Origin of the sequence: Luteimonas mephitis DSM 12574 (assembly GCF_000422305.1) — a bacterium.
Classification (GTDB): Bacteria; Pseudomonadota; Gammaproteobacteria; order Xanthomonadales; family Xanthomonadaceae; genus Luteimonas; species Luteimonas mephitis.
The window spans coordinates 158,389-174,342 of record NZ_AULN01000013.1; the positions used below are offsets into that span (position 1 = coordinate 158,389).

The window sequence follows — 15,954 nt, forward strand, 5'->3', positions numbered from 1 at the left end:
CCGTCTACAGCAACGTCCCGCCGAGGATCATCGAGGCGATGCTGAAATAGATCACCAGCCCGGTGACGTCGACCAGGGTCGCCACGAACGGCGCCGACGCGCTGGCCGGGTCGAAGCCCAGCCGCTGCATCGCGAACGGCAGCATCGAGCCCGACAGCGAGCCGAACGTGACGATGCCCACCAGAGCCGCGCCCACGGTGGCCGCGATCAGCTCCCAGTGCGCGCCGTAGTCGTGGAAGCCGGCGATCTGCCACACCGCGATGCGCACGATGGCGATGACGCCCAGCAGCGTGCCCAGCAGCAGCCCGGTGGGCAGTTCGCGCAGCGCCACGCGCCACCAGTCGCGCAGCCGCACTTCGTGCAGCGCCAGCCCGCGGATCAGCAGCGACGTGGCCTGCGAGCCGGAGTTGCCGCCCGAGCTCATGATCAGCGGGATGAACAGGGTCAGCACGATCGCCTGCGACAGCGCGCCTTCGTAATGCTGCATCGCGCTGGCGGTGAGCATCTCGCCGAGGAACAGCGCGCTCAGCCAGCCGGCGCGCTTGCGGATCATGTGGCCGAAGCCGATCTGCATGTAGGGCTTTTCCAGCGCGGCCATGCCGCCGAACTTCTGCACGTCTTCGGTGGTCTCGGCGATCATGGTGTCGATGATGTCGTCGACGGTGACGATGCCCAGCACGTGGCCGGCGTCGTCGACCACGGGAATGGCGAGCAGGTCGTGGCGGCGGATCAGGCGCGCGATCTCCTCCTGGTCGAGCAGCGGTGCCACCGTCACCGGCGCGGTTTCCTGGGCGACGTCGAGGATCGAGGCCTCCGGGTCGCCGCTGATCAGGCGACGCAGGCTGACCATGCGCAGCAGCGCGCGGGTCTGCGCGTCGAGCACGTAGATCGCGTACACGGTCTCGCGCGAACGCTCGACGTGGCGGATGTGCGCCAGGGTTTCGGCGACGGTCCAGTGCGCCGGCACGCTGACGAACTCGGTGGTCATCAGGCTGCCCGCCGTGCCCGGCGGGTAGCGCATCAGGGTGCGGAGCGAAGCCAGCGTGCCGGCGCCCAGGCGCCCGGCGAGGCCGGCGCGGGTAGCGTCGTCGAGCTCGACGAAGATGTCGGCGGCGCGGTCGTCGGCGATGCCGTCGAGCAGACGCGCGGCATCGTCGCCGGGCAGCAGCGCGATGATCGTGCTGGCGTGCTGCAGTTCGGAGCGGTCGAACATGTCGATCACGCGCGGCCACGGCAGGGCGAGCACGGTGGCCGCCGCCTGCGTGGGTTCGAGCGCGTTGAGCCGCTCGATGCCGTCGGCGATGTTGAGTCCGGCAAACGGCGCGGCGAGGCGCGCCGCCGCGGCGGCGTCGAAGGTGTGGCGGGAGGTCTGGTTCATGGGCTCGCCTCGGGGCAGCTGCCGTCGGCGGCAGCGCGGTGGGCCAGACCGGCAGGTCAGTCCAGGGCGGCCGATGACGGCAGGAACGATCGATCGTGGCTGTCGCCGGACATGGGAGGGGCCTGGGAAAAGGCGCGGCCGCGAAGTGGCGCCGGCAGCCGCGACGCGGCGGCAGTCTGGCCCGGTGCCGCCACCTGGTCAATTGCACGGCGCGAGCCGCGCGGTGCGGCCGACGATGCGCGTGCGTGGTGGCCTAGTCCGGATTGCCGGCGCGTGCCGCAGCCGGCATCGCCTTGGCCATGTGCGCTGTGTGCTCGGCGGCCTGCTGGCGCAGCCAGTCGCGGAATGCCAGCAGGCCGCGGTGCGTGGCCGAACGCTCCGGATACACCAGGTAATGCGCGTAATTGGTCTTCAGGCGCTCGCGGGTCAGGGCGACCAGCTGCCCGGAATCAAGCAGCAGGCGTGCGCGGGTGATCCGCCCCAGCGCCACGCCGACGCCGTCGAGCGCGGCGCGGTGGTGCGCTTCGGAGTCGTCGAACGAGGCCGCGTAGCGCGCCGGCGGCTGCCCGCCGCGCTGCTCGAACCAGCGGTTCCACTGTCCGTCGGGGTCGCCGAGCAGCGGCCAGTCCGCCAGGTCCGCCGGCGCCGGATCGCCCATGCGTGCCACCAGCGCCGGGCTGGCCATCGGCACGATCCATTCGTCGAACAGCGGCTCGGCGATCACGTCCGGCCATTTCCCGAGGCCGATGCGCAGGGCGGCGTCGACCTGCAGGTCGCGGCTGAAATCGACCACCTGCGGACTCGATTGCAGGCTGAACTCGATCTGCGGGTGCGCGGCGAGGAAGCTGCCCAGCCGCGGCACCAGCCATGCCGACGCCATCGACGGCGTCACGCTCACCGTCAGGCGGTTGTCGTGGCGCGCGGCGAACGGCTGCATGGCCTGGTTGATCGCATCGAGGTGCGGCGCGACGCGGTCGAGCAGGCGCTGGCCATCGGCGGTCAGGCAAACCCCGCGCGAGCTGCGGACGAACAGCTGCTGGCCCAGCCGCTCCTCCAGCCCGCGCATCTGGTGGCTCAGCGCGCTGACGGTGAGGTGCAGCGATTCGGCCGCGCGCGACAGGTTGCCCAGGCGCGCGGCGGCGAGGAATCCCTGCAGGGCGTGCAGCGGAGCCCGGTTCATGTCGCCTCCCCGATCGGCTATACTTGAGATCTATTCAAGTCAATCTTGCAAAACAGTCGCTTTTCTAGCGCGAATCATGCGCCTATCTTTCATTTCACTCAAGTGAAAGCGGAGGGCGCAATGAACATCCATAGCGGATTGCTGTTCCTGGACGGGCATATCGCCGACCCCGGCCTTGCCCTGTCGCTGTCGATCGACCCGCAGCGGGCCGACGCTGCCGGCGGCGACCACGCCGTGCGCGGCGACGCGCCCACCGGTTCCACCCGCGGCGCAGCGCGCCGCCCACTCCCCCAATCCATGCGGAGGCATGCCATGAATCTTTTCCAGACCCTGTTGTTCCTCGGCGGGCGCCCGATGACCGCCGGCCACAATTACGACGCCGGCGAGCCGTTCCCCCAGACCTACGGCAATCGCGTCGCTTCCGCGCGCATGTTCAAGCCTCTGGGGACGGATCGGCGCGGGCGCGCGCCGCGACAGCCACCGTCGCGACCCTGCACCCAGGGCTGAGCCCGGGGCGCGGCGTCTGCAGGCGGTGCCGTTGCCGCGGCGCCGCCGGCGCAGCGTGACCGCGGCACCGCAGCACGCGTGTGCTGCACTCCGGCCGAAGGCCGGCTGCGATTGACGCGCACAGGCCCCCGGCAACGCCGGGGGCCTGCTTTTGTGCTCGTGGAATCGGCCGCGCGGACCCGTGGCGCCGGATGCGCCGGTCCGGAGTGCCGGCGCATCCGCCGTCGCGGCGGGTGCGCGCCTAGCGCGCCGCGAGGGCTTCCAGCGCCGCGTTGAGCGTCGCGCTCGGCCGCATCGCCGCGTTGGCCCGTGCGAGGTCCGGGCGGTAGTAGCCGCCGATGTCGACCGGCTTGCCCTGCACCGCGGCCAGCTCGGCGACGATCTTCTCCTCGCCGTCCGCCAGCGCCCTGGCCAGCGGCGCGAAGGTCGCCTTCAGCCCTGCATCGTCGTCCTGCGCCGCCAGCGCCTGCGCCCAGTACAGGGCCAGGTAGAAATGGCTGCCGCGGTTGTCGATGCCGCCGAGCTTGCGCGACGGCGACTTGTCGTTGTCGAGGAACTGCGCGTTGGCCGCGTCCAGCGCCGTGGCCAGCACCTTCGCGCGTGCGTTGCCGGTGGTCTCGGACAGGTGTTCGAACGACGCGGCCAGCGCCAGGAACTCGCCCAGCGAATCCCAGCGCAGGTAATCCTCTTCCACGAACTGCTGCACGTGCTTGGGCGCCGAGCCGCCGGCGCCGGTCTCGAACAGGCCGCCGCCGGCCATCAGCGGCACGATCGACAGCATCTTGGCGCTGGTGCCCAGCTCCATGATCGGGAACAGGTCGGTGAGGTAGTCGCGCAGCACGTTGCCGGTGACCGAGATGGTGTCCTCGCCGCGGCGGATGCGTTCGAGCGACAGCTGCATCGCCTCGACCGGCGACAGGATGCGGATGTCCAGGCCCGTGGTGTCGTGGCCCTTGAGATAGCGTTCGACCTTGCGCGCGACGTTGGCGTCATGCGCGCGCTGCGGGTCGAGCCAGAACACGGCAGGCGTACTGCTCAGGCGCGCGCGGTTGACCGCCAGCTTCACCCAGTCCTGGATCGGCGCGTCCTTCGTCTGGCACATGCGCCAGATGTCGCCGGCATGCACGGCGTGGGTCATCAGCGCGTTGCCGGCCTCGTCCAGCACGCGCACGGTGCCGTCGGCGGGGATGCGGAAGGTCTTGTCGTGGCTGCCGTATTCCTCGGCCTTCTGCGCCATCAGGCCGACGTTGGGCACGCTGCCCATCGTCGCCGGGTCGAACGCGCCGTGCGCCTTGCAGTCCTCGATCACCGCCTGGTAGATGCCGGCGTAGCTGCGGTCGGGGATCAGCGCCTTGGTGTCCTGCAGCTTGCCGTCGGCGTTCCACATGCGGCCGGAGTCGCGGATCATCGCCGGCATCGAGGCGTCGACGATCACGTCGCTGGGCACGTGCAGGTTGGTGATGCCCTTGTCGGAGTTGACCATCGCCACGCCCGGGCGCTGCGCGTAGAGCGCGTCGATCTCCGCGGTGACCTGCGCGGCCACGTCGGCCGGCAGCGACGGCAGCCGCGCGTACAGGTCGCCGATGCCGTTGTTGGGGTCGAAGCCGGCTTCTTCCAGCGCCGCGCGATGCTTGTCCAGCACCGGCTTGTAGAACGCCTCGACCGCGATGCCGAACATGATCGGGTCGGAGACCTTCATCATGGTCGCCTTCAGGTGCAGCGAGAACAGCACGCCCCGTGCGCGCGCGTCATCGATCTGTTCGGCGACGAAGCGCGACAGCGCCGCGGCGTCCATCACCGCCGCGTCGATCAGGTCGCCGGCCTGCACCTTGATGCCGGTCTTGAGCATGTGGCGGCGGCCGTCGCGGCCTTCGAGTTCGATCCGCACGCTGCCGGGCTGCGCGATCTCGACCGACTGCTCGCTGCCGTAGAAGTCACCTGCGTCCATGTGCGCGACGTGCGACTTGCTGTCGGCGCTCCACGCGCCCATGCGGTGCGGGTGCTTGCGCGCGTAGGCCTTCACCGAAGCCGGCGCGCGGCGGTCGGAGTTGCCTTCGCGCAGCACCGGGTTGACCGCACTGCCCTTGACCCGGTCGTAGCGCGCCCTGGTCTCGCGCTCGGATTCGTCGCGCGGTTCGTCGGGATACGCAGGCAGCGCGAAGCCCTGCGCCTGCAGTTCGGCGATCGCCGCCTTGAGCTGCGGCACCGAGGCGCTGATGTTGGGCAGCTTGATGATGTTGGCGTCCGGCGTGGTCGCCAGCTTGCCCAGTTCGGCGAGATCGTCCGATACCCGCTGGTCGTCGCGCAGCGCCTCGGGGAACTGCGACAGGATGCGCGCGGCCAGCGAGATGTCGCGGGTTTCCACCGCGATCCCGGCGGTGGCGGCGTAGGCCTGGACGATCGGCAGCAGCGAGCGGGTCGCCAGCCAGGGCGCTTCGTCGGTCAGGGTGTAGAGGATCTTCGGGGTCTCGGGCATCGGGAATCTCGCTTGGACGCGAACAGGGGGCGCGGAATCGGCCTGCGGCACGCGCGCCGGGGCGCGCCATGGCCGTCCATTGTCGCCCGCCGGCCGCATGCGGGCCAAGCGCGTGGCCGCTGCCGGGGTGGAAGGCTGCGTTGCAGGCGCCGGCGTGTCGCTGCTTGCGCGGTCGAATGCCGCGGATACGCCGGATACGCCGGATGCGCGGGAAGCGCGGGAAGCGGCACCGCGCTATTCGTGGAACAGCGGTTCCAGGCTCGATCGCGACTGCGGCACGAACACGTAGCGGCGGTCGCCGTAGCGCAGGGTGACTTCGTAATCGCCGGGATGATCCCACAGCGCCTGGTCGATCGGCGCCGCCTGCCCGGTGGCGCGCTTGCGCACGTTGACCTGCAGCGGCGGCGCGCCGGCCTGCTGGTTCATTGCCAGGAAGGCATCGATCCTGTTGCGCTGGTCCTGCGCGGTGCCGGCGGCCTGCACCACCTGCCACGCGGCGTCGAAATCCTGGTGTGCGCTCATGTCTTCACCGTTGAGCCTGCCGCTGCAGGCGACGAACAGCAGGGTACAGGCCAGCAGCGGCAGCTTGTTCATCGGCGCCCGTGCTCAGGTGTTGTCCTCGATCCAGGACTCCATGATATCCAGGTGGCGCTCGCGCACGTCCATGCCGGTGTGCATGACGCTGTCGGTGTCCTTCTGCGCGTCGGCGCCGGCGCTGCCGTTGTACTCGTCGGGCAGCCCGATCATGTGGCCGAACTCGTGCGCCGCGCCGACCTGCGGATCGGACGCGCCCTTGGCGATCGGATTCACGTCCTCGCTGTCGAAGCGGCCGGTGTTCTGGCTGGGGACGACGTAGCTCTGATTGAAGCCGCCCTTGTCGATCTTCACCACCTCGATGCTCCAGTTCTCGCTGCCGTCGAAGGCATCGCGGACGCCGCCGAGGAAGCCGCCGGGCTTCTCGACCAGCTCGAGGTTGACGTCCAGGGTGACCTCCTGGCCATCGTCGGTGGTGATGGTGTGGCCGTCCCAGGTGCCCTCGACCGCCTCGCGGTAGTCGGCCATGAACTGTTCCTTTTCGTCGGCGGTCCAGGTCTGGCCGTCCGGGCCTTCGGTGAAATCGAACTCGATCTTCATGTCCAGTTCGAGCGTGTGGCTGCCGTCGGGCTCGCGGTACAGCTGCATGTCGTAGGCGTCGCGCACGCCGCCGGCGGTAACGCTGTCCTCGGAGGCCAGCAGCTCGCGCTCGCCGGTTCCCGCGGGTGTCGCACCGCCGTCCGGCGGCACCGCACGCAGCATGCGCGCCATGCCGTCGGCGACCGGCGCGCGGGTGGCGGGATCGTTGCTGGCAGGCGCGTCGACAGCTCCCCGGGCGTCGATCGGATGGAGGGCGGCGGCGTTGCCGGAACCGGAAATGGACAGCATGGAATTGCTCCTGGACGGGCGTTGCACGTACAGGATGGCGGTGAGCCGTCGGCGCCGGCAGCTGGGGCCGGCCGCAGCTGGGGACAACCCGAGGCCGGGTTCGGCGCGGACAACGAAAAGGGCGCGGCTTGCGCCGCGCCCTTTCCCTGCAACCTGGTGCCAGCGTGCAGGCGACTTACTTCACCTCGAAGTCCTTGCTCTGCACGACGTTGCCATCCAGTGAGATCTCGACCTTGTACTTGCCGGCCGGGAAACCGTCGGGCTTGTTGATGTGGAACTCGGTGTTGCCGGCGCCGCTGAGGCTGACGTCCCTGGATTCCTCGTTGACCACCTGGCCGTCCTCGAAAGACCACTTGGCGGTGAGCCTGGACGGGATGCTCGCGGTCGCATCGCTGGTGCTGGTGGCCACCGAGGCGTAGATCGTGTCCTTCGGCGCGAACGTGGTCGAAGGCGCGGCCACCTTCATGTCGGCGCCAATCGCGTTGCCGAGGTCGACCGCGGTGACCGAAGCCGCGGCGGCCGGCGCGGGCGCGGGTTCGGGCGTGGTCGGCGCAGGCGCCGGTTCGGTGGTGGCCGGCGGCGCCATCGCGGCGTCGTCCTGCTTCTTCTTGCAACCGACCAGCGCCAGCGAGCCGAAAAGGGCGGCAGCGATCGCGATATTGAGGGTCTTGCGGGTCATGGAGTGTCTCCGTGATGGAAAGGAAGCGGAAGCCGGAAGCGGGCGCGCCGCGGGTCAGTCGGCCTGCGCGGGGATCTTCAGCACCTGGCCGGGCTTGATCAGGTCCGGATTGTCGAGCTGGTCGCGGTTGGCCTCGAAAATCCGGTTCCAGCCGCCGGCCTTGCCGTAGAACTGCTTGGCGATGTGCGACAGCGTGTCGCCCTTCTGCACGGTGTAGGTCTGCTCGCCGATGGTTTCCTCGGTGCTGCTCGATCCGCCCTGGACGTTGCTGAAATCGGCCCTGGGCGTGGATGCCGGGGCCTCTGTGCTGCTCGATCCGCCCTGGACGTTGGAGAAATCGGCCTTCTTGCCGCCGCCGCTGGGAGCGAGCGACAGCGAGTCGGGATCGTTCGGGTTGTTGGGGTTGCTCATCGGGGCCTCCTGTGCCGCGTTTTGCGGACGGCAGCGTCCCACGGCGACTGTTAAGAAAACATCGCGTCGCGGGAAAGCCTGAAGTGCACGTTCATTGCCGCAGGTCGCGTGCCGCGACAGGCGCGTTCATTCCCGGCAGGATGCGCCAGGGATTGATGTCGAGGCCGCCACGACGCGTGTAACGCGCCTCCACCGCCAGCATGTGCGGGCGGCAGCGCGCCAGCAGGTCGACGAAGATGCGCTCGACGCACTGCTCGTGGAACTCGGCGTGTTCGCGGAACGACACCAGGTAGCGCAGCAGCCCGGCGTGGTCGATGCGCGGACCGCGGTAGGCAATGCGCACGCTGGCCCAGTCGGGCTGGCCGGTGACCGGGCAGTTGGACTTGAGCAGATCCGAACGCAGGGTTTCGTCGACGACGTCCGCCGCATCGGCTTCGAGGAACGCGGGCTGCGGCATGTCGTAGACCGCGCAGTCGACCTCGATCGCATCGATCGACACGGCGTCATCGTGCGCGTCGATGGGCGGCAGCCCGAACGCGACCTCGACCGGCGCGCCGGCGGCCTGCGACAGGTCATGCGCGATGCGTTCGCGCACGGTGCCGGTCGCTTCGAAACGCGCGGCGTTGAGCGAGTTGAGGTAGAGCTTGAGCGACTTGGATTCGATCAGCTGCGGCGAGTGCGCCGGCACGGTGATCGTGGCGGTGGCGACGACCGGCTTGCCCCGCGCGTCCAGCCATCCCAGCTCGTAGGCGTGCCAGCGGTCCTTGCCTTCGAACGGCAGGGAGCCGCCGATTTCCAGGCCGAGGCCGGCGCGGCCGTGCGCGCGCGGGATCGGGAACAGCAGCGCGGGATCGTAGCGGCGGGGATAGTCGACCGCGCGGCCGAGCGGAATGTCCGGGGAAGTCATGCCGCGGATTTTACGCGGATACGCGCGCGCGAAACGAAGTGCGCGGGCCGGCGGCGAAGGGTCATCGTGCGCCCGGTTTTGCAACGGATCAAACCATCGTGCCGAGCTCCCGCGATTGCCTGCCGTCGCAGGACGCCCGGAAGGTGCGCCCGCTGCTGGACCAGCTGCCGCGCCTGCATCGCGCCCGATACGTGGGCTTCTTCACCGGCGAAGGCCTGCGCGGGCATTCCGGCATCCGAGCCCGACCGGCACCGTGCCGGCGCTCGAACTCGACGACGGCCGCGCGCTGGCGGAGTTGAACGCGATCCTGTGCTTCCTCGCCGACGACGCGCTGCCAGCTGGAGGACGCGTGCGGACGGGAGAAGGTGTGGCAGTCGCTGTCGTTCGAGCAGGAGCGGATCGAAAGCCAGGTGGGCGCGCTGCGCCACTGCACGCTGACCGGCAAGCGGGCGCGGCGCGCGCCCGCCCTGGTGGAGGCGAAACGCAATGCTGCGCTGCGCGCGCTGGAGATGCTAGATGCACAGTTCGCGCGGCGCGACTTCATTGCCGGCGACGCGGACACCATTGCCGATATCGCGCTGTTCGCCTGTGCCAGCCGCGCCGACGAGGCCGATAGCCTGTCGCTGCGGCCGCATGCGGACCTGCGCGGCTGGATCGAGCGCGCGCGCGCCCAGCCCCGGTTCCTCGACGCGACTTTCTGGGACTCGATCGATCCGCATTCGGCGAACGAGCTGCCCTGGGTTGCCGGCCCCGTGCGAGAGCGGCGGAAGCCTCGGCCGCGGTTTGCGATCGGCAACAGGTCGCGGCTTCCGCCGCTTCTGCGGGAGGGGTCAGGTCTGCGCGGCACTGTCGAGATAGTCCAGCGTCACCTGCAGCATCGCGCGCAGGCCGATGTCCAGCGACGACTCGTCGAGCACGAACTTCGGCGAATGGTTGCTCGGCGCGGTCGCCGGGTCGATGCCCTTCGACGTCGAGCCGACGAAGAAGAACATCGACGGCACCTCCTTCGCGTAGTACGCGAAGTCCTCGGCGCCCATCTGCAGCGGCGGTTCGTAGACGTTGTCGGCGCCGACCACCGCCTGCAGGCTCGGCAGCATGCGGGCGGTCAGCGCGGGATCGTTGGAGGTCACCGGGTTGCCGACCTGGTCGGGCACGTTGGCCTCGGCGGTCGCGCCGTGCGCCGCGGCGACATGCTGCGCGACGTTCTTCAGGTCGGCGAAGATGTCCTGGCGCATGTCCTCGTCGAAGGTGCGGATCGTGCCGACCATCTCCACGCTGTCGGGGATGATGTTGTAGCGGATGCCGCCGTGGATCGCGCCGAAGGTCACCACCGCCGGCAGCTTCGAGATGTTGGTGCGGCGGCTGACGATGCTCTGCGCGGTGGAGACCAGGTCGGCGCTGGCGACGATCGGATCGATACCGTTCCACGGTGCCGAGCCATGCGTCTGGCGGCCGGTCACGGTGATGTTGAAACGGTCCGATGCCGCCATCAGCGGGCCGCCGCGCACCGCGATCCGGCCGGCCTGCACCGACGAAAACACGTGCAGCCCGAACATCGCATCGGGCTTGAAGTCCTTGAACAGCCCTTCCTTGAGCATCAGCGAGGCACCGCCCTCCTCCTTGCCCGGCGCGCCTTCTTCCGATGGCTGGAACACCAGCATCACCTCGCCCGGCAGTTCGCCCTGCATCGCCACCAGCGCATCGGCGACGCCGAGCAGGATCGCGGTGTGGGCGTCGTGGCCGCAGGCGTGCATCACCCCGGTCTGCTGGCCGTTGAAGGTGGTGGTGGCCTTCGATGCGAACGGCAGGCTGGTCTGTTCGGTGACCGGCAGCGCATCCATGTCGGCGCGCAGCGCGACCTTCGGCCCCGGTTTGCCGCCCTTGATGATCGCGACCACGCCGTGGTGGGCGATGCCCGTCCTGGGTGCCAGTCCCAGCGCGCGCAGGTGTTCGGCGACCTTGGCCGAAGTGCGTTCCTCGCGATTGGACAGCTCCGGGTGGGCGTGGAAGTCGCGGCGCCATTCGACCACCGGCTGCTGCAGCTTCTGCGCGGCGGCGGCGACCTCGGGGCGCTGTGCCGGCGCGGCGTCCTGGGCGACGGCCGACAGGGGGCCGGCGAGCAGGGCCAGCAGCAGGGGGCTGATGTGGTGGGCAAGGCGCATGACGGGATCCTTCGACGGGAATGGCGTCGATGCTACCCCGGGAGCGGCGGCAGCACGGTCGGTCGGCCGCGCGCATCGAGCGCGATCATCACGAAACGTCCGCGCGTGCACGGTTCGCGCTCGCCGCTGAGCAGGTCCTCGGCGACCAGTTCCACTTCCACCTGCATCGAACTGCGCCCGACCCCGACGACGCGCGCGATGGTCTCGACCAGCTGTCCCTGCCGGATCGGCAGCCGGAAATCGACCTGCTCCGAACGCGCCGTCACCACCGAGCGCCGCGCGTAGCGCGACGCGGCGATGAACGCGGCCTTGTCCATCCACGCCAGCGCCTGCCCGCCGAACAGCGTGCCGAGATGGTTGGTGTGGTCGGGGAAGACCATCTCGAGCAGGCGGGCTTCGGTGGGTGCGGTGGTCGCGTTGTCGGTCATGCAGCGCCTCCAGAAAGGCCCGCAGGAGCGCCCCATGGGCGCGATGGCGTGCACGGGAATGCATCGCGCCAATGGGGCGCTCCTGCGGGCTCGCGGATCATCAGAACGCGTGGTCGAAACCGACCTCGCCCTGCACGCCCACCTGGTACGCGGACACCCGGCGTTCGAAGAAATTGGCCAGTTCCTGCACGTCCTGCAGTTCCATGAACGGGAACGGGTTGCGCGCGTTGAAGTGCTTGGGCATGCCCAGCTGGGCCATGCGCTGGTCGGCGCAATACTCCAGGTACTGGCGCATGTCGCGGATCGACAGCCCGGCGACGCCGCCGCTCAGGGTGTCCTCGGCGAATCCGACTTCGCAGTCCACCGCCTCGGTCATCATCTCCACCACCTGCGCCTTGAAGGCGTCGTCGACCAGGTCGGGCTCCTCCTCGCGCGCGGTGCGGATCACCTCGAACGCGAACGCCATGTGGCAACTCTCGTCGCGGAACACCCAGTTGGTGCCGGACGCCAGCCCGTGCAGCAGGCCACGCGAGCGCAGGTAGTAGACGTAGGCGAAGGCACCGAAGAAGAACAGTCCCTCGATGCAGCCGGCAAAGCACACCAGGTTGAGCAGGAACTGGCGCCGCTGTTCGCGCGTCTCGATGCGTTTGAGGTCCTGCACGCTGTCGATCCACTTGAAGCAGAACTCGGCCTTGCGCCGGATCGACGGGATGTTCTCGGTGGCGGCGAACGCCCTGGCGCGCTCGTTGGGGTCCGGCAGGTAGGTGTCGAGCAGGGTCAGGTAGAACTGCACGTGCAGCGCTTCCTCGTACAGCTGCCGCGACAGGTACATCCGCGCCTCGGGCGCGTTGATGTGCTGGTAGAGGTTGAGCACCAGGTTGTTGGAAACGATCGAGTCGCCGGTGGCGAAGAACGCGATCAGGCGTTCGATCAGATGGCGCTCGGCCGGGCCGAGCCTGGTCTTCAGGTCGGTGGTGTCGAGCGAGAAGTCGACTTCCTCCACCGTCCAGGTGTTGCGGATGGCGTTGCGGTACATCTCGTAGAACTGCGGGTAGCGCATCGGGCGCAGGGTGAGTTCGAAGCCGGGGTCGAGCAGGAGCTGGCGGTTGTGGGTGGACATGGGTGGTTCTCGCTTTTGCTTCCTTCTCCCTCCGGGAGAAGGTGCCCGAAGGGCGGATGAGGGAAAGATGTTTCAGGTTGCAGCGTCGCGCCGGTTCTCGGGGCTCCCGCCCTCATCCGTCGCTGCGCGCCACCTTCTCCCGGAGGGAGAAGGAAAAGCGCGTCACTGGCACGCCTCGCAGCTTTCCGGATTTTCGAGCGAGCAGGCAATCGCCTCGGTCGGCGTGTATTCCGCTTTTGCGGCAGCACCCTCAGCACTGCCCACCGTCGCCTTCGCGATCCTCGTCGCCGGCCGCGAGCGCAGGTAGTAGGTGGTCTTGATGCCCTGCTTCCACGCATGCATGTACATCGACGACATCGCGCCGATGTTCGGGCTCTCCATGAACAGGTTGAGCGACGCCGACTGGTCGATGAACGCGCCGCGGCCGGCGGCCATGTCGATCAGCGAGCGCATCGGGATCTCCCACGCCGTGCGATAGATCGCGCGCAGCGGTGCGGGCAGCTGCGACAGGCCCTGCACCGAACCTTCCGCGTGCTTGATCGCGTCGCGCGTTTCCGGCGTCCACAGGCCGAGCTTCTTCAATTCATCGACGAGGTAGCGGTTGACCTGCAGGAAATCCCCGGACAGCGTCTCGCGCTTGAACAGGTTGGACACCTGCGGCTCGACGCATTCGTAGGAGCCGGCGATCGAGGCGATGGTCGCGGTCGGCGCGATCGCGATCAGCAGCGAGTTGCGCAGGCCGTTGGTCTTGATGCGTTCACGCAGGCCATCCCAGCGCTCGCGATCCTGCGGCACTAAGTCCCAGGCGTCGAACTGCAGCTCGCCGCTGGCCGCGCGCGTATCGGCGAATGCCGGGTGCCGGCCGCGTTCCTGCGCCAGTTCGCAGGAAGTCTCCAGCGCGAAGTAGTAGATGGTCTCGGCGATCCTGGCCGACAACGCGCGCGCGGCTTCTCCGTCGAACGGCAGCCGCAGCTTGAAGAACACGTCCTGCAGGCCCATCACGCCGAGCCCGATCGGGCGCCAGCGCAGGTTGCCGCGGCGCGCGGATTCGATCGGATAGAAGTTCAGGTCGATCACGCGGTCGAGCTGGCGCACAGCGAGGCGAACGGTTTCGGCGAGCTTGTCGAAATCGAACTCGTTGTCTTCGTCGAAATGGTGCGAGAGGTTGATCGAGCCGAGGTTGCACACCGCGGTCTCGTCGGCGGACGTGACCTCCAGGATCTCGGTGCACAGGTTTGACAGGTGGATAACGTTGCCGGCCCTGGCGGTCTGGTTGCTGGCGCGGTTGCACTTGTCCTTGAACGTCATCCAGCCGTTGCCGGTCTGCGCCAGCGTGCGCATCATCCGCAGGTACAGTTCGCGCGCCTTGATCGTCCTGACCGCCTTGCCCTGCGCCTCGGCCTGTTCGTAGGCGCGCTCGAAGGCGTCGCCGAACAGGTCGGTCAGCTCCGGCACCTTGCTCGGGTCGAACAGCGACCAGTCGGCATCGCTCTCGACGCGCCGCATGAACAGGTCGGGGATCCAGTTGGCGAGGTTGAGGTTGTGGGTGCGGCGTGCGTCATCGCCGGTGTTGTCGCGCAGTTCGAGGAATTCCTCGACATCCGCGTGCCACGGCTCCAGGTACACGCAGGCCGCGCCCTTGCGCTTGCCGCCCTGGTTGACCGCGGCCACCGAGGAATCCAGCGTCTTCAGCCACGGCACGATGCCGTTGGAATGGCCGTTGGTGGACCGGATCAGCGCGCCGCGCGAGCGCACCCGGGTGTAACTGACGCCGATGCCGCCGCTGAACTTCGACAGCTGGGCGATGTCGCCGTACTTCTGGTAGATCGACTCCAGCGAGTCCTGGGGTGAATCGAGCAGGAAGCACGACGACAGCTGCTCGTGGGTGGTGCCGGCGTTGAACAGCGTCGGCGAGCTTGGCAGGTAGTCGAGGCTGCCCATGCGCCGGTACAGCGCCAGCGCCTCGGGCACGTCCTCGCTCAGCGCGCAGGCGATGCGCAGGAAGAACTGCTGCGGTGTCTCGATCACCTTGCGCGTGTGCGGATGGCGCAGCAGATAGCGGTCGTACAGCGTGCGCAGGCCGAAGTAGTCGAAGCGCAGGTCGAGCGACACGTCGATGGCATCGTTGAGCTTGCGCGCATTGGCCTGCACGAAGCCGAGCAGGCGCTCGTTGATCAGGCCGACGTCAAACCCGCGCGCAACCGACTGCGAGAACGCGTGGATCTCCTGGCCGGAGACTTCCTTGGCGATGACGCCGGCGAGCAGGCGCGCGGCGAGACGGCTGTACTCGGGTTCCTCGGCGGTCAGCAGCGCGGCGGTGCGGATCGACAGCTCATCGAGTTCGCGCGTGCTCGCGCCGTCGTACAGGCCGGAGATGGTGCGCGTGGCCACCCGCATCGGGTCGACCGCGTGCAGCCCCTCCGCGCAGCGCTGCACCGCGCGCACGATCTTGTTGAGGTCGACCGGCTCGCTGCCGCCATTGCGCTTGCTGACGCGCATCGCGGTGGCGGTGGGGGGCGGGGTCAGCAGGAAGGACGCGTCCTCCTGTGTCGTATCCGCGGCGACCGTGGTGGCGACGGCGGTGTCGTTCTGGTTCATGGCATGGCTCCTCGCGATGGCGCACCGTCGCCTCTCCCGCGGAGGCGGCGAAGGAACGTGATCGCGCGGGGCGCACAAGCGCCACCACGCGACCGCGCCCGACCGTGTCGCTGCAACGCACGGGGCGTTGCAGCGGCGTGCGGCGTCTTCGCAGGGTGTGGGCGCGGTGTCGCAGCGACCGCGACCGTCGCGGAGGCGAGGCCGGGCTTGCGTCACCAGCCATCTCCCCCCGGAGATTCCGCGGCCGGCACCGCGCGGCGTGCATGCGCGCGGCTGTCGGCAGGTCTTCGGACTCGTGGACGCGGAATGGCGTCTGTAGGAGCGGCGGAAGCCGCGGGCTTTTCGATCCGGAAAAGCGTTCGCGGCTTCCGCCGCTCCTACAACAATCCATTCCATCTACTGGCCGTCGCTTCCCGGGATCGAATCCATCCCAGTGCTGTGTGACGGCGGTCGTTTCCACATACCGCTGCGGGGCAGTGCCGGATTCCAACCGGCTTCCCTTTTCATCCGATGGTGCGAGCCAACGGAACCGACGGGCACAACATAGTGTGGTCAGCGTGATCGGTCAACGCAAAATGATGTGGAGTCGGGAATCTGCTCGCCCGCCGCCCGATCGTTGCACGCGGGGCCGGGGACGACGGGTGCCAACGCCCCGCGAGGCCGCGCCGCCCGGGGACATGCGCTCC

The 15,954-nt window shown here is 68.9% G+C and carries 14 protein-coding genes, 1 pseudogene and 1 riboswitch; of the genes and pseudogenes, 2 read left to right on the forward strand and 13 right to left on the reverse strand.

Annotated features, from left to right (window positions below; all coding sequences use genetic code 11):
• Positions 1 to 4: 4 nt before the first annotated feature.
• Both mgtE and H570_RS0103230 read right to left on the reverse strand, forming a co-directional pair.
• Positions 5 to 1,378: a magnesium transporter gene (gene mgtE, locus H570_RS0103225; RefSeq protein ID WP_027079487.1), complete on the reverse strand. Its 1,374-nt coding sequence runs from the start codon at positions 1,376 to 1,378 to the stop codon at positions 5 to 7.
• 253 nt (positions 1,379 to 1,631) lie between these two features.
• Positions 1,632 to 2,558, reverse strand: coding sequence for a LysR substrate-binding domain-containing protein (locus H570_RS0103230; RefSeq protein WP_027079488.1), 927 nt, complete (start codon positions 2,556 to 2,558; stop codon positions 1,632 to 1,634).
• Between the two features lie 45 nt (positions 2,559 to 2,603).
• On the opposite strand from H570_RS0103230, the gene H570_RS0103235 reads away from it, so the two are divergent.
• Positions 2,604 to 3,065 carry a hypothetical protein gene (locus H570_RS0103235; protein WP_156899814.1) on the forward strand — a complete coding sequence of 154 codons (462 nt, stop codon included), beginning with the start codon at positions 2,604 to 2,606 and terminating at the stop codon, positions 3,063 to 3,065.
• 241 nt (positions 3,066 to 3,306) lie between these two features.
• Here the strand turns inward: H570_RS0103235 and H570_RS0103240 are convergent, their stop codons facing one another.
• The 7 genes from H570_RS0103240 to H570_RS19300 all read right to left on the reverse strand — a co-directional run bounded on the left by H570_RS0103240 (position 3,307) and on the right by H570_RS19300 (position 9,187).
• Positions 3,307 to 5,541, reverse strand: a complete 2,235-nt coding sequence (locus tag H570_RS0103240) for an NADP-dependent isocitrate dehydrogenase (protein WP_027079490.1) — start codon at positions 5,539 to 5,541, stop codon at positions 3,307 to 3,309.
• Between the two features lie 234 nt (positions 5,542 to 5,775).
• Positions 5,776 to 6,135, reverse strand: coding sequence for a hypothetical protein (locus H570_RS0103245; protein WP_027079491.1), 360 nt, complete (start codon positions 6,133 to 6,135; stop codon positions 5,776 to 5,778).
• Between the two features lie 12 nt (positions 6,136 to 6,147).
• On the reverse strand, positions 6,148 to 6,963 hold the full coding sequence (locus H570_RS0103250; RefSeq protein WP_027079492.1) for a zinc metalloprotease: 816 nt from the start codon (positions 6,961 to 6,963) through the stop codon (positions 6,148 to 6,150).
• A gap of 175 nt (positions 6,964 to 7,138) precedes the next feature.
• Complete coding sequence (locus H570_RS0103255) at positions 7,139 to 7,642, reverse strand: hypothetical protein (RefSeq protein WP_027079493.1); 504 nt, start codon at positions 7,640 to 7,642, stop codon at positions 7,139 to 7,141.
• A 54-nt stretch (positions 7,643 to 7,696) separates the two neighbouring features.
• A complete protein-coding gene (locus H570_RS19490; RefSeq protein WP_084499689.1) occupies positions 7,697 to 8,053 on the reverse strand; it encodes a LysM peptidoglycan-binding domain-containing protein in 357 nt (118 codons plus the stop codon).
• A gap of 91 nt (positions 8,054 to 8,144) precedes the next feature.
• Positions 8,145 to 8,960: an NADPH-dependent 7-cyano-7-deazaguanine reductase QueF gene (gene queF, locus H570_RS0103265; protein ID WP_027079495.1), complete on the reverse strand. Its 816-nt coding sequence runs from the start codon at positions 8,958 to 8,960 to the stop codon at positions 8,145 to 8,147.
• Positions 8,957 to 9,187: a hypothetical protein gene (locus H570_RS19300; RefSeq protein ID WP_245559527.1), complete on the reverse strand. Its 231-nt coding sequence runs from the start codon at positions 9,185 to 9,187 to the stop codon at positions 8,957 to 8,959. The genes queF and H570_RS19300 overlap by 4 nt, the downstream gene beginning before the upstream one ends.
• Before the next feature lie 282 nt (positions 9,188 to 9,469).
• On the opposite strand from H570_RS19300, the pseudogene H570_RS19305 reads away from it, so the two are divergent.
• A pseudogene (locus tag H570_RS19305) lies at positions 9,470 to 9,577 on the forward strand (glutathione S-transferase family protein); the annotation flags it as partial.
• A gap of 213 nt (positions 9,578 to 9,790) precedes the next feature.
• On the opposite strand, the gene H570_RS0103280 reads toward H570_RS19305, so the two are convergent.
• From H570_RS0103280 to H570_RS0103295, 4 genes are all read right to left on the reverse strand, one after another.
• Positions 9,791 to 11,122, reverse strand: coding sequence for a M20 family metallopeptidase (locus tag H570_RS0103280; protein WP_027079498.1), 1,332 nt, complete (start codon positions 11,120 to 11,122; stop codon positions 9,791 to 9,793).
• 32 nt (positions 11,123 to 11,154) lie between these two features.
• Complete coding sequence (locus tag H570_RS0103285; RefSeq protein WP_027079499.1) at positions 11,155 to 11,550, reverse strand: acyl-CoA thioesterase; 396 nt, start codon at positions 11,548 to 11,550, stop codon at positions 11,155 to 11,157.
• A 100-nt stretch (positions 11,551 to 11,650) separates the two neighbouring features.
• A complete protein-coding gene (locus H570_RS0103290) occupies positions 11,651 to 12,670 on the reverse strand; it encodes a ribonucleotide-diphosphate reductase subunit beta (protein WP_027079500.1) in 1,020 nt (339 codons plus the stop codon).
• Positions 12,671 to 12,832: 162 nt separating this feature from the next.
• A complete protein-coding gene (locus H570_RS0103295) occupies positions 12,833 to 15,169 on the reverse strand; it encodes a ribonucleoside-diphosphate reductase subunit alpha (protein ID WP_425411545.1) in 2,337 nt (778 codons plus the stop codon).
• Positions 15,170 to 15,529: 360 nt separating this feature from the next.
• Positions 15,530 to 15,817: riboswitch (cobalamin riboswitch) on the reverse strand.
• Positions 15,818 to 15,954 lie beyond the last annotated feature (137 nt).

Bases quoted from the DNA above. Each gene is read 5' to 3' on its own strand.
- mgtE (WP_027079487.1), bottom strand. From the start codon at position 1,378: ATGAACCAGACCTCCCGCCACACCTTCGACGCCGCCGCGGCGGCGCGC.
- H570_RS0103230 (WP_027079488.1), bottom strand. From the start codon at position 2,558: ATGAACCGGGCTCCGCTGCACGCCCTGCAGGGATTCCTCGCCGCCGCG.
- H570_RS0103240 (WP_027079490.1), bottom strand. From the start codon at position 5,541: ATGCCCGAGACCCCGAAGATCCTCTACACCCTGACCGACGAAGCGCCC.
- H570_RS0103245 (WP_027079491.1), bottom strand. From the start codon at position 6,135: ATGAACAAGCTGCCGCTGCTGGCCTGTACCCTGCTGTTCGTCGCCTGC.
- H570_RS0103250 (WP_027079492.1), bottom strand. From the start codon at position 6,963: ATGCTGTCCATTTCCGGTTCCGGCAACGCCGCCGCCCTCCATCCGATC.
- H570_RS0103255 (WP_027079493.1), bottom strand. From the start codon at position 7,642: ATGACCCGCAAGACCCTCAATATCGCGATCGCTGCCGCCCTTTTCGGC.
- H570_RS19490 (WP_084499689.1), bottom strand. From the start codon at position 8,053: ATGAGCAACCCCAACAACCCGAACGATCCCGACTCGCTGTCGCTCGCT.
- queF (WP_027079495.1), bottom strand. From the start codon at position 8,960: ATGACTTCCCCGGACATTCCGCTCGGCCGCGCGGTCGACTATCCCCGC.
- H570_RS19300 (WP_245559527.1), bottom strand. From the start codon at position 9,187: ATGCCCGCGCAGGCCTTCGCCGGTGAAGAAGCCCACGTATCGGGCGCG.
- H570_RS0103280 (WP_027079498.1), bottom strand. From the start codon at position 11,122: ATGCGCCTTGCCCACCACATCAGCCCCCTGCTGCTGGCCCTGCTCGCC.
- H570_RS0103285 (WP_027079499.1), bottom strand. From the start codon at position 11,550: ATGACCGACAACGCGACCACCGCACCCACCGAAGCCCGCCTGCTCGAG.
- H570_RS0103290 (WP_027079500.1), bottom strand. From the start codon at position 12,670: ATGTCCACCCACAACCGCCAGCTCCTGCTCGACCCCGGCTTCGAACTC.
- H570_RS0103295 (WP_425411545.1), bottom strand. From the start codon at position 15,169: ATGCGCGTCAGCAAGCGCAATGGCGGCAGCGAGCCGGTCGACCTCAAC.